The sequence below is a fragment of the Paenibacillus sp. J31R34 genome, from assembly GCF_059383715.1.
On record NZ_JBXENU010000001.1, the window covers coordinates 953,011 to 964,632 of the forward strand.

The following is an 11,622-nucleotide window of genomic DNA, read 5'->3' on the forward strand; positions in this document are numbered from 1 at the left end:
TATGGCAACTAACTATTCATATGTAAAAGCACCAAATCTAAGTATTAAGACTGTTGATGGAACAGTTTACGCATACCGTGAACTAGGAGAGAAAACAGGTATCCCAGTCATTTTTTTCACTCATTTATCTGCTAATCTAGACAACTGGGACCCACGCGTAGTGGATGGTATTGCCAAAAAACATTGGGTCATTGCATTTGATAATAAGGGTGTTGGACTTTCTAGTGGGAAAGTCCCAGATACGATTGAACAAATGGCAAGAGATGCGTTGACGTTCATTCATACATTGGGATTTGAGCAAATCGATATTTTGTCATTTTCGATGGGTGGTATGATTGCACAAGAACTCTTGGCCATCGAACCAAGACTGGTTCGTAAACTTGTTTTGTCAGGAACAGGCCCGCGTGGTGGTAAAGGCATTGAAAATGTTACGAAACTTTCTGATCGTGCTTTGATACGTGCCATCTTCACGTTGAGAGATATTAAAACCTATTTATTCTTCACGCGAACAGATAATGGCAAACAGAAAGCAAAAGAATTCTTGGTTCGTATCAAAGAACGTAAAGAGGCGCGAGATAAGATGATTAGTATCAAAGGATATCGTAGACAACTTAAAGCCATCCACGAGTGGGGTATGGCAAAACCTGCTGATTTGTCAGAAATTACGCAACCTACACTTGTAGTAAACGGTGATGATGATAGAATGGTACCTACACCTAACTCCTATGATTTGGCACAACGCATTCCAAATAGCAAGCTCATTATTTATAAAGATTCCGGTCACGGTGGGATTTTTCAAAATCATGATAAATTTGTGAAATCAGTAATAGCATTTTTAGATAAATAGCAACGGAAAATGAAAATGCCCAAAAACAAAGATCGTATATATTTGATAAAAGGCTCAAAACTGGTTAGAAGTAAAATAACGTGAGCCGCAAGTTATTTTTGATTGTGGGCAAAATAATCACGATATTACGATATTAATTTATGATTTGGTTTGGATTTCATTTGGGGACTTTCGGTTAATGCAGCTGGTATTGTGCGCTATTAGACCAAGGCTTTGTAGCCACTGTTAGCCAAACAAAGAGAGGCAATGATTGTTAACGTTACTTCTCTACTTGCTAATATTACCGTTGCCAACGCACCGACTTATTCTGCAACGAAGGCTGGCATACACATGTTCAGTGATGTATTACGTGAACAAATCCGTTACAAAGGAAAAAATATTCATGTGATGGAGCTTTGTCCACCAGTTATCTCTGAAACCAATCTCATGGACACTTATGATGAAGGATTGATGAATAAATTGATCTCTTTTCCCTTAACAAAGCTTGTTAATGTTGGTATTAAAGGCATGTTGAAAAATAAACTACGCGTGAACGCAGGTTTTACCAAAGTTATGCGCTTTTCAATGAAGTTCGCCACGGATTTTATCACGCATACTTGGGTCAAATGATTCTTAAGCAAGGTAATAAGAAAAACTAATCTTATACATTTTTCATTCTTTACCTATCGTTCTCAATATGTTATATTGAGTGTGGAGGAGGGAATCAGAATGGGACGTCACAAAGAATTTGAAGAAAAAGTAGTACTAGATAAGGCAATGAAGCTCTTTTGGGAACAGGGTTATGAAAAGACATCAATGACGGATCTAGTTGAGCATATGGGCATCCATCGGAGAAGTTTGTATGACACCTTTGGCGACAAGCATACGTTGTTTCTGAAAGCAATGGATCGATTTCGAACTAAAGTAAATAGCGAGCTTGCAGGAGTAGTTAAAGGCTCTGAGACGGCTGTTGAGGCTCTTCAATTGATTATTAGTTACATGATATATGGGAATGAAGATTCACCTTCTGGTTGTTTAATGGTGAATTCTGCCGTGGAATTAGCTATGCGCGATGTAGATGTGGATTCAAAGGCCACTGAATCATTTACACTAGCAGAGCAACTGTTCAAGGATATTATTTTGTGGGGACAGGAGAATGGAGAATTAAACCTAGATTATGATGCCTCGGTACTGGCAGAATATCTGAATGTGGTGGGTATTGGATTGAGGGCAATGGCGAGAACTTCCATTCCTAAGGAGAACCTGCAACGTACAGCCAACATCTCTATAAAACTTTTATCGAAATAGTTATAGGTTAATTGTCCTTTATGTATCAATGTTTATGATTTTTAGAATGATCGTTTTAATATATTGAACCAACAAAGTTTCCTTCTTGAAGAGATCCTTCTTTTTACCAAATATAGAATGATCATTCTTATATTATAAAACGTATCCCTCCATCTAATAAGAGATTGTATCTTCGTAATGAGAAGAATCCAGATTTGTTTTGGAATACTATACTACAAAATAAAAAGGAGTAACAAAAATGAAAATTTCTGAACAAGTCGCATTTGTCACTGGTGCCAACCGAGGTCTTGGTCGATATTTAACGCTAGAACTTCTGTCCAGAGGAGCAAAAGTGTATGCAGCAGCAAGAAATCCAGAATCTCTTGATATCCCAGGTGCAATCCCCGTGAAACTGGATATTACCAATCCTCAAGAGGTGATTGAAGCTGCTAAGATCGCTCAGGATGTAACACTTCTAATAAACAATGCGGGATCATCAACAGGTGCTTCTTTACTTGAAGGAGATCTAGATCAAATACACTTAGAATTTAACACGCATTTCTTGGGGACTCTTTCTATGGTTCGTTCCTTTGCACCAATTATGACTAAAAATGGCGGTGGTTCGATTCTGAATATTCTCTCCGTATTGTCTTGGTACAGTTCGGGTACTGTGGGCGCTTATACGGCTGCAAAAGCTGCAGAATGGGCATTGACGAACGACCTCCGCTTAAATCTCCACTCTCAGAATATCCGAGTAGCTGGTCTACATGTTGGCTTTATGGAGACAGACATGACATCGGGTTTAGAAGTTCCCAAAGTTAACCCCTTGGACGTTGCAAAAACAGCTATTGATGGCATAGAATCTGACGTATTTGAAATTATTGTGGATGATGCTAGTCGTCAAGTACAAGCTGGACTTGCCGGTGGTGTAGCTGCACTATACCCTCAACTTTCCTAGAATAAGGAACAGTAATAATAAAGAATTTAACTTAAAAACAGACCAAAGGAGACAATAAAAATGATAATTTCTGAACAAGTCGCATTTGTTACTGGAGCAAACCGGGGATTTGGCCGCCATCTTGCCCTTGAACTTCTATCAAGAGGGGCAAAAGTGTATGCAGGTGCAAGAAACCCAGAAACTATTGATATTCCAGGTGTTACACCAGTTAAGTTGGATATTACTAACCCTCAAGAAGTTGCAGCTGCTGCTAAGATCGCTCAGGATGTTACCGTGCTAATTAACAATGCAGGATCATCAACAGAGGCGTCTTTACTGGACGGTGATCCTGAAAAAATAGATTTGGAATTTAATACACACTTTTTCGGTACACTGTCCATGGTTCGGGCATTTGCACCGATCATAGAGAAAAACGGGGGAGGATCCATATTGAATATTCTTTCCGGATTATCATGGTTTAGTTCGGGAACTTTAGGCGCGTATACGGCTGCAAAGGCTGCAGAGTGGGCATTAACGAATGATTTACGATTAAATTTATATCCACGCAACATAAGAGTAGCTGGTCTACATGTTGGCTTTATGGAGACAGACATGACTGCCAACGTAGACATGCCTAAATCCAATCCTGCAGATATCGCGAAAACAGCTATTGACGGCATAGAATCTGACAGCTTTGAAATTATCGCAGATGAAGTTAGTCGTCAAGTACAAGCTGGACTTGCCGGTGGTGTAGCTGCACTATACCCACAACTTTCTAAATAAAAAAACTAGTTTAAACTACAGAGGAGTTGTTCAAAATGAGTAAATTGTGGACTAAAACAAAAATCGGAAATATGGAATTACCTCATCGTTTAGCTATGGCACCAATGACACGTAGCAGAGCAGAAGAGGACGGTACACCAAGTGAACTAAGCTCCCTTTACTATGCTCAAAGAGCATCTATGGGGTTAATCATTAGTGAAGGCACACAACCTTCTGATGATGGGCAAGGTTACTTGAATTCACCTGGTATCTATACTGAAAAGCATATAGAAGGTTGGAATAAGATTACGAATGCAGTTCATAAAGCTGATGGTTATATATTTATCCAATTAATGCATGTGGGCCGCATGTCGCATCCAGATAATACACCCCATCATCGTCAACCTGTTGCTCCATCTGCAATCGCGCCAGGTGTGGAGATGTTCACCGCTAGAGGAATGCAGGATATCCCGGTTCCGCGGGAGTTAAGTAAAGAGGATATTCAAACAACCATTGCTGATTTCCGAAAAGCAGCAGCAGCGGCTATAAAAGCAGGAGCAGATGGCGTCGAAATTCATGGAGCGAATGGTTATCTGATTAATCAGTTTCTTGGAGAGAATTCAAATACACGGACAGACGAATATGGAGGCTCTATAGAAAATCGTAGTCGCTTCGCGATCGAAGTAGCGAAAGCTATTATCGAAGAAATTGGAGCAGAAAGAACCGGCTTCCGTATTTCGCCAGGAACACCTCTTGGAGGAATACAAGATGGGGAACAAGGTCCTGAACTTTATCTCCACCTCGTAAAGGAATTAGCTCAATTGGATTTAGCTTACCTTCATGTCATGCATCTTGGAAATGAGAAGCTTCTCCAAGACATTCGCATAAACTGGACAAACGCATTATTGGTCAACAGAGCAGGGCGTGCTATTGATGATATTAGTGTAGATATTGATAGTGGCACAGCTGATCTGGTACCCGTTGGTGTATGGTCTTTGGCTAATCCAGATTTTGTGGAACGTCTCAAAGTAGGGTTCCCTTTAAATGAAGTTGATCGTAATACTTTATATGCTGGTACCGGAAGTAAGGGTTATACAGATTATCCTACGATGGATGAAGTGAAAGCTCAAAGGCAGTAACACAGCAATAAGAACATAAATACCACATGGCGTGCCATTACAGTGGCACGCCATGTGGTATTGTAGATGTCGGGGGACAAGAACATATTCCCATTGAAAGTCGCTAATTTAGCGGCTTTTTTTGTTTTATCGCAAGTTCGTGTCCCGAGCCAAGGACAAGAACTTGTACCGATTGCTGTAATGGACAAGAATATAGTCCGATTAATGTTGGCATCATTCTTTATAAAGAAAGGTCAGTTACGCTATCCTGACCGACATCTTCACAAAACCCGTATTTTATACATATGTATATATATTGATTATATCCCTTCTCACCACTAAATGGAAATTGAGTATATTCAGTTCTCTTTTGAGTTTTCAGACACGCCCTAATTGCATGATTCCTTTAGGAAAAGTATCCTCTGCCTCTATTCTTTTATCATACAGATTGTACCAAGCATCTGCCACATGATCAGGATCAAAATTTGTGCCCCGCTTGATTAAAGGACTAATGGATAAATGGCCCACAAATACTCCAAGAGGAAGCAACCGATCGTGTAAACTAAGAATATAGTTCCGGAGTCCTGACATGGCGATACCTGAATTTCCAAACATCGGGCTTGGACTCATGGCGGAAAGATCGCTTGTGAAAAGAAGCGCACCTTCACCTCGTTCTGTCATTTCTGGAATGACTTGTCTGGCTGTATTTATAGCTCCAATGACAACATTGTTGAAAAATTGAAGTGCGCTCTCATCAGTCGTTTCCAGAACAGATGTCGTAGTAACATTTCCACTATGCGGGCTAAACTCCATGACATCAATTGTACCGAACGTATTCTTAATTTCTTGAAAAGCCCTGATAAGTTGCATTTTGTTAGTGATATCGGCAGCAAAACCCTGAGCTTCAATGCCCATCTTACCAAGCTGCTCTGCATATTGGTCCAATTTCTCCTGTGTTCTTGAAACGAGTGCGACACGAAAACCGTTTCTTCCAAAAGTCTTGGCTAGTGAGAAGCCTAGACCAGGTCCTGCACCGATAATAACCATTGTTTTCAATTCATACTCACCCTTCATAGAGATATTATTTTCTTGATACAGTCCATATTTACACTTAAATAACTGCTCTACTTTTTTATACGCATCAGTAGACCTTCATTGCATCGACATCTTGGATTTGTCCTTCCAACAAGGTTTGAAGCAGTTTGCGTTCACGATTCGAGTCGGAAATCTCTCCAGAGGACTACTCCTTCCTCATTTGTGTTCACCGTCTCCTGTCAACGTAATGATCTTATCACACATTAACAAAAATATAAAGTTGAGTTACTTGACTTTAGTTAATCCCGCACTTATATTTGTTCTTGTAAGTATCTTGCACTGGAGGTTTTAACATGAATAGACTTAAAGGTAAACGAGCACTTATTACGGGCGGCACCAGCGGAATTGGCTTGGAAACGGCCAAGCAATTTCTGTCTGAAGGCGCTGAATTGATTGTCACCGGAGTAACCCCTGCAAATGTAGAGAAAACGCAAAAGGAACTAGGAAATCAAGTCCTTGTGCTTCAGGCAGATTCCCGAGATCTTAACGCCCAACGTCAACTGGCAGAGCGCATTGAACAACATTTCGGTAAGCTGGATATTGCCTTTTTAAATGCAGGTGTATCCGACTGGCGTCCATTCGAGCAAATTGATGAAACTAGCTTTGATCGCTTATTTGCCATCAACGTAAAAGCTCCATTTTTCTTAATGCAGGCGCTGGTTCCCGTGATGGCGAACCCATCCTCTGTCGTACTGATGGGATCAAACAGCTCTCATGCTGGATATGCAACTTCTAATGCTTACGCGGCTACTAAAGGTGCCATTTCCACCTTGACCAAAGCCTGGAATTCTGACTTATTGTCGTCTCACGGAATTCGCTTCAACACGGTGAGTCCTGGACCGATTGATACGCCGCTTTACGATAAGGATAAGCTCGGCGTAACTACCGAAATTCAAGAAATGGTTATGAATGGCATTCGTGATAGTATTCCAGCCGGGCGCTTGGGTACAGCCAATGAGATTGCCAAAGCTGTTGTCTATCTGGCTTCGGATGAGTCACGCTTCACCATTGGCGTTGATTTGGTTCTGGATGGCGCTCAAACCATTCTTTAATGTGTTAGTCCTATTGCTGCTTAAGCCCTCTGCAGGAGCTTAGGCAGCTTTTTCTTTTAGAATACGGTCAATTGTTGTATAGTACATGAGAGGGTACTACCCCCTCTGATAAGACTTAAATCCAACTTTGGAGTGGAAATATGGGAACAAAATCAACGTACCATGAACGTATAAAGGGAGAAAAAAGGGCATGTGCTATTGCCGCTGCAGAAGAACTGTTTTTTGAAAAAGGTTATGCGCGCACCACGTTAGCTCAGATTGCAAAACTTGCTGGTCTCTCTACAGGAACATTGTTCAATCATTTCCCGACCAAGGAATTGATCTTCGAAACCATCGTCAAGCATTTTTGGGAACTTGATCCCGAATGGGACTTTCCACCGGTACTAGGCTCTCCCTTGCAAGGATTAATAAAGTTCGGACGAGATTACGCATGCGTGCTGACTCGTGATGGAATGGCTCCTTTATTTCGGGTCGTCATTGCAGAGGCCAAGCAGTTCCCCGAGCTCAGTCTTTTTCATTATGAATTGGGTGAAGGTGCTGTTCATCAGAAATTGACGCAATATTTATGTGATGAAGTTCAATTGGGTAATATAAACCTGCCGGATGCGGCAAAAACGGCTAACGAATTTATGAGTGTAATTGCCGGACAGGTGCTATGGCCCAAAATGTTGCTGCTTGATTTCAGTATCTCCCGAGAGCAGGCTTTTCAAATAGCGGACGAGGCTGCACATATGATAATAAATAAGTATGCTCGCTAAAACAGACGAATACGAGTGATCTCCTATAATGAGAGTCCCTCGTATTCGTCTGTTTTACGTTCCAGTCTTAAATGTACTTTGTTTAAAAGAAATGAAACTGATTATTGATCTAATCAACTTATTCACGTAATAGAAGAAAAGGCGAGAAGAGGAAAGCCCTGGTCGTGTTCCGCCGTGCGTTTCATTCGCGCCTTTTTCTATGCTTCTAATGTATCATGGAAATCCGTCATATGCTGCCCAAATTATTCTAAATTGCTAAGTTTAATATAAGTTTTTTGAGATTTTTTGTGCCATATATTCAATTCTAGGAATCATCAAGTTATCATCTATCATTATAATTTTATCAGGTTTAAACAACTGGAATTTCTTTAAATTGTAATAGTCAAATAGCACTTGATACACGGTCAAATGGTTCTCCATCAAGTACTTTACATCTAAAACATTACTTAGAATCTCATCTTGCATAACGATAAGCCTACCATCAATCTTATTGAAATAACCCTCTTTTATTCCTTCATCATAAAAAGCCAATTCCTGATCTTCTCGTTGCTTCATAGCTACTTCTAATCGCTCATAATTCTCAGGATAACTACTTTCAAGATCCCTTAGGAAAATGTCTGTGAAGAACTCTTTTAATAAGATTGTTTGTTCAAATGTTTGCTGAAATCGCTGAACAATTACTTGGTCAGAGTCAGAATCTTCAATAATTTCGTGGATATATTCTACACAAATACTCACAATAAACGTTATGATATCTTCTTTGGTAGAGAAATATTTATATAAAGTGGCCCTACTTATATCCATGATTTTTGCGATTTCATCCATTTTTAGACTTTGAAATCCATTTTTTTTAACGTACGTTAACAATCTGCTAGTAAGAGTTATCCTCATATTATGTTGTTTTTCATTCTGCCGTTCCATCTAAGCGCCCCCTAATACCTTATATTATATCTCATAATCATCATTTTAAACAGATCACACTAAATAGACAATTTGTATTTTTTTTGTTTACTTTATTCATCTCTCATGATATTATGTTTTTTGTTCCTATGAATAACAGAGATGAAAATTCATATTGAACGAACTAAGATAGGATACTTTTTAACTAGGCCTTAAACACTTAGGTGATAACAATCTAATTTTCACTATTTAAGGAGGAACAAAAATGCAAACTCGAAGTCTTGGTCAACAAGGTTTAAAAGTCTCTTCTATTGGTTTGGGTACTATGGGGATGTCAATGGCATACGGTCCTTCCAATGAAGATGAAGCAATAGCAACGATTCGTCGAGCTTATGAGCTTGGAGTTAATTTCTTTGATACAGCAGAATTATATGGATATGGAACTGGTCACAATGAACAGTTGCTGGGTAAAGCTGTAAAGGATTTTCGTGACAAGGTAGTACTAGCTACCAAATTTGGATTTGACATGTCAGCCGAACCACTCGGATCACGTTTTAATAGCCGTCCAGAAAATATTCGTAAGGTAGCAGAAAACAGCCTTCGCTATCTGCAAACGGATTACATTGATGTTTTCTATCAGCATATCCCAGATCCCGATGTTCCTATCGAGGAAGTAGCTGGAGTCGTTGGAGAGCTTATTCAAGAAGGCAAAGTTAAATATTTCGGTTTGAGTAACACGGGTTCAAAAACTATTCGTAAAGCTCATGCGGTTACCCCGGTTTCTATGCTTCAGACCGAATACTCCATATTCGAGCGTGAGATTGAGGACAACGATATACGCACGACTTTGAATGAACTGGGTATAGGTTTAGTGCCTTACTCTCCTTTAGGCAGAGGGTTCCTAACAGGTGCTGTTAAACCGGCTCAAGAGTACGCCGAAGATGATATGCGTCGTCACGACGAGCGTTGGCAAGGTGAAAACTATATCTATAATCTACGAGCAACAGAACAACTTAATGAACTGGCTTCTAACAAAGGTATTTCTGTAGCCGAATTGGCACTTGCTTGGCTTCTCGCCCAGGGAGAAGATATCGTCCCGATTCCGGGTACACGAAGTGCTAAGCGGGTTGAGCAAAACGTTGCTGCTGCTAACGTCAATCTTACAGAGGCTGATCTTCAACGTATTAAAGAATTCCTCCCACATGGTTCAGCCGGTAGTCGGTACCCTGCCGCAATGATGGAGATTTTCACAAGAGATTGATAATTTTGTTTATAGAATACTAAATTTAAGTATAAAATAATAAAGCAGCTGACTAGAATTTATTCATTGTCAACTGCTTTATTATTTGACCACTTAAAATTCTAAATCGCTATGTTGAATAATCCTATAATTTCCATTTTATGCATTAGATACTTTTCATTAATCTGCGTTGAAAAGTACTGCTGCTAAAATCACTTCGAAATGAATCGGATAGACTTGCCCAATTGTGTCTACAATGCCTGTTAAACCGTCAGAGATAAAGAGAAGAACTTCCTCTGTCCCACGTGATTTAACATCTTGGAGCAGCTCATTCCACACGTAAGCAGACTCTGTTGGAGCGATTGCGTATGCTAAAACTTCTTTAGATCCATATTCACGAATACCTACATCAAGATAAACAGCTCCCTTGGAGACTGTCTCACGTTTAACGGCGATATAGGTGGCGTCAATATAGACACAGACATAGCGCTTGGCTAAAGGGCGTTTAGCAAATGCGTCCACTTGTTCTACCATCATTTTGGTCATATTGGATACCGTCTGAGGTGTGTAGTGATGACCGTACATTTTCTCGATGAGATCTGAGAGATGAATGACGAAGGATTCGAGCGTGTCATTAGAACGTTAGTAAGGAGCAACTCCCCATTGCGATCTCTAGGAATGGTAAGCAACAAATCTCTGTACTCTGTGTGGAGTGTACGAGTGTACCCTCCATTACGTGAATTTCCAGAGTTCACACCTAATCGCTCATATTTTTCGTAGGCTAGAAATACCGTTAATTCAGTCTCAAGTAGCTTGTTCATAGGCAACTCTAAGTGTTGACGGAAGACCTCTGTCACATCCTGTTTCTCGACTAGAGCTTGGACTAAATCTGTAGTAAAATGTTTCTTGGGGAAGTCCTCTTTTCTGTAAATTGTTGTGTGGTAACTCAATTCTACAGGAAGGGGTCTTCCCTATTTTGGATCGTCTACACTTAGTTGGACAATAAAAATGAGGGCTTGTAGAATAGACCTATCATACTAAGGAGCGGATTTCTACAATGCCGAATTAACGACGTACGTTTACAGCAGAGTTCAAGAAATAAATCGTGCTATTATATGAAAACGGAAAATCCAGAGCAGATTTGGTGGAGGAATATGGTCTCACCGGATCGGCTTTGGATCGCTGGATTAAACAAGGCCAAGCAACAGGCTCTTTCTCAGAGAAGGACAATCGCTCGCCAGAAGAAAAGGAGTTACTTACTTTACGCAAAGAAGTTCAACGCCTTAAAATGGAAAACGATATTTTAAAGCAAGCGGCGCTGATCATGGGACGAAAGTAGCTATCATCCAGAAAAACCGTGATAAATACTCGGTATCAGCAATGTGTAACGTCCTGCAAATCGCAAGAAGCACGTATCAGGCTGTTTTTTCTATAACTGATGCAAGCCATGTTCATATGCATATCTTGCTAATTGCACTCGATTATCCAACTGAAGCTTATGCAAAATGTTTTTTAAATGATTTTTTACCGTATGCTCGGATATCATTAATGATATGCTCCTGATACTTTAGACAGGTAGAAACAAAACCTGTTACTGTAAGGGGCATTTTTTATGCAGTTTAATAACACACTAATTCAGAAAAGTTA

General features: G+C 40.0%; 12 protein-coding genes and 2 pseudogenes. 10 read left to right on the forward strand and 4 right to left on the reverse strand.

Annotated features, from left to right (window positions below):
• Position 1 precedes the first annotated feature (1 nt).
• The 6 genes from AC50YG_RS04070 (at position 2) to AC50YG_RS04095 (ending at position 4,951) form a co-directional block, all read left to right on the forward strand.
• Entirely contained in the window at positions 2-847 is an 846-nt protein-coding gene (locus tag AC50YG_RS04070) for an alpha/beta fold hydrolase (RefSeq protein WP_494824855.1), read from the forward strand.
• Between the two features lie 246 nt (positions 848-1,093).
• Positions 1,094-1,456 (forward strand): SDR family NAD(P)-dependent oxidoreductase, encoded by a 363-nt coding sequence (locus AC50YG_RS04075; RefSeq protein WP_494824858.1) that lies wholly within the window; start codon positions 1,094-1,096, stop codon positions 1,454-1,456.
• A 99-nt stretch (positions 1,457-1,555) separates the two neighbouring features.
• Positions 1,556-2,134 (forward strand): TetR/AcrR family transcriptional regulator, encoded by a 579-nt coding sequence (locus tag AC50YG_RS04080; protein ID WP_494824860.1) that lies wholly within the window; start codon positions 1,556-1,558, stop codon positions 2,132-2,134.
• 238 nt (positions 2,135-2,372) lie between these two features.
• Positions 2,373-3,071, forward strand: coding sequence for an SDR family oxidoreductase (locus AC50YG_RS04085; RefSeq protein ID WP_494824862.1), 699 nt, complete (start codon positions 2,373-2,375; stop codon positions 3,069-3,071).
• Positions 3,072-3,131: 60 nt separating this feature from the next.
• Positions 3,132-3,833: an SDR family oxidoreductase gene (locus AC50YG_RS04090; protein ID WP_494824864.1), complete on the forward strand. Its 702-nt coding sequence runs from the start codon at positions 3,132-3,134 to the stop codon at positions 3,831-3,833.
• Positions 3,834-3,868: 35 nt separating this feature from the next.
• Positions 3,869-4,951 carry an alkene reductase gene (locus AC50YG_RS04095; protein ID WP_494824865.1) on the forward strand — a complete coding sequence of 361 codons (1,083 nt, stop codon included), beginning with the start codon at positions 3,869-3,871 and terminating at the stop codon, positions 4,949-4,951.
• A 357-nt stretch (positions 4,952-5,308) separates the two neighbouring features.
• On the opposite strand, the gene AC50YG_RS04100 is transcribed toward AC50YG_RS04095, so the two are convergent.
• Positions 5,309-5,977, reverse strand: coding sequence for an SDR family NAD(P)-dependent oxidoreductase (locus AC50YG_RS04100; RefSeq protein WP_494825307.1), 669 nt, complete (start codon positions 5,975-5,977; stop codon positions 5,309-5,311).
• Between the two features lie 341 nt (positions 5,978-6,318).
• Between AC50YG_RS04100 and AC50YG_RS04105 the strand changes: the two genes are divergently transcribed.
• On the forward strand, positions 6,319-7,077 hold the full coding sequence (locus tag AC50YG_RS04105; RefSeq protein WP_494824866.1) for an SDR family oxidoreductase: 759 nt from the start codon (positions 6,319-6,321) through the stop codon (positions 7,075-7,077).
• Positions 7,078-7,217: 140 nt separating this feature from the next.
• Entirely contained in the window at positions 7,218-7,835 is a 618-nt protein-coding gene (locus AC50YG_RS04110; RefSeq protein ID WP_494824868.1) for a TetR/AcrR family transcriptional regulator, read from the forward strand.
• A 261-nt stretch (positions 7,836-8,096) separates the two neighbouring features.
• Here AC50YG_RS04110 and AC50YG_RS04115 read toward each other — a convergent pair whose 3' ends face one another.
• Positions 8,097-8,756, reverse strand: coding sequence for a TetR/AcrR family transcriptional regulator (locus tag AC50YG_RS04115; RefSeq protein ID WP_494824870.1), 660 nt, complete (start codon positions 8,754-8,756; stop codon positions 8,097-8,099).
• A 244-nt stretch (positions 8,757-9,000) separates the two neighbouring features.
• Between AC50YG_RS04115 and AC50YG_RS04120 the strand changes: the two genes are divergently transcribed.
• On the forward strand, positions 9,001-9,996 hold the full coding sequence (locus AC50YG_RS04120; protein WP_494824872.1) for an aldo/keto reductase: 996 nt from the start codon (positions 9,001-9,003) through the stop codon (positions 9,994-9,996).
• A 207-nt stretch (positions 9,997-10,203) separates the two neighbouring features.
• On the opposite strand, the pseudogene AC50YG_RS04125 reads toward AC50YG_RS04120, so the two are convergent.
• Positions 10,204-10,907 (reverse strand): annotated as a pseudogene (locus AC50YG_RS04125) (IS256 family transposase); the annotation flags it as partial.
• A 173-nt stretch (positions 10,908-11,080) separates the two neighbouring features.
• On the opposite strand from AC50YG_RS04125, the gene AC50YG_RS04130 reads away from it, so the two are divergent.
• Positions 11,081-11,314, forward strand: coding sequence for a transposase (locus tag AC50YG_RS04130; protein ID WP_494824874.1), 234 nt, complete (start codon positions 11,081-11,083; stop codon positions 11,312-11,314).
• A gap of 90 nt (positions 11,315-11,404) precedes the next feature.
• Here AC50YG_RS04130 and AC50YG_RS04135 read toward each other — a convergent pair.
• A pseudogene (locus tag AC50YG_RS04135) lies at positions 11,405-11,527 on the reverse strand (response regulator transcription factor); the annotation flags it as partial.
• Positions 11,528-11,622: the final 95 nt, after the last annotated feature.

Bases quoted from the DNA above. Each gene is read 5' to 3' on its own strand.
- AC50YG_RS04070 (WP_494824855.1), top strand. From the start codon at position 2: ATGGCAACTAACTATTCATATGTAAAAGCACCAAATCTAAGTATTAAG.
- AC50YG_RS04120 (WP_494824872.1), top strand. From the start codon at position 9,001: ATGCAAACTCGAAGTCTTGGTCAACAAGGTTTAAAAGTCTCTTCTATT.
- AC50YG_RS04080 (WP_494824860.1), top strand. From the start codon at position 1,556: ATGGGACGTCACAAAGAATTTGAAGAAAAAGTAGTACTAGATAAGGCA.
- AC50YG_RS04095 (WP_494824865.1), top strand. From the start codon at position 3,869: ATGAGTAAATTGTGGACTAAAACAAAAATCGGAAATATGGAATTACCT.
- AC50YG_RS04100 (WP_494825307.1), bottom strand. From the start codon at position 5,977: ATGGTTATTATCGGTGCAGGACCTGGTCTAGGCTTCTCACTAGCCAAG.
- AC50YG_RS04115 (WP_494824870.1), bottom strand. From the start codon at position 8,756: ATGGAACGGCAGAATGAAAAACAACATAATATGAGGATAACTCTTACT.
- AC50YG_RS04090 (WP_494824864.1), top strand. From the start codon at position 3,132: ATGATAATTTCTGAACAAGTCGCATTTGTTACTGGAGCAAACCGGGGA.
- AC50YG_RS04085 (WP_494824862.1), top strand. From the start codon at position 2,373: ATGAAAATTTCTGAACAAGTCGCATTTGTCACTGGTGCCAACCGAGGT.
- AC50YG_RS04110 (WP_494824868.1), top strand. From the start codon at position 7,218: ATGGGAACAAAATCAACGTACCATGAACGTATAAAGGGAGAAAAAAGG.
- AC50YG_RS04105 (WP_494824866.1), top strand. From the start codon at position 6,319: ATGAATAGACTTAAAGGTAAACGAGCACTTATTACGGGCGGCACCAGC.
- AC50YG_RS04075 (WP_494824858.1), top strand. From the start codon at position 1,094: ATGATTGTTAACGTTACTTCTCTACTTGCTAATATTACCGTTGCCAAC.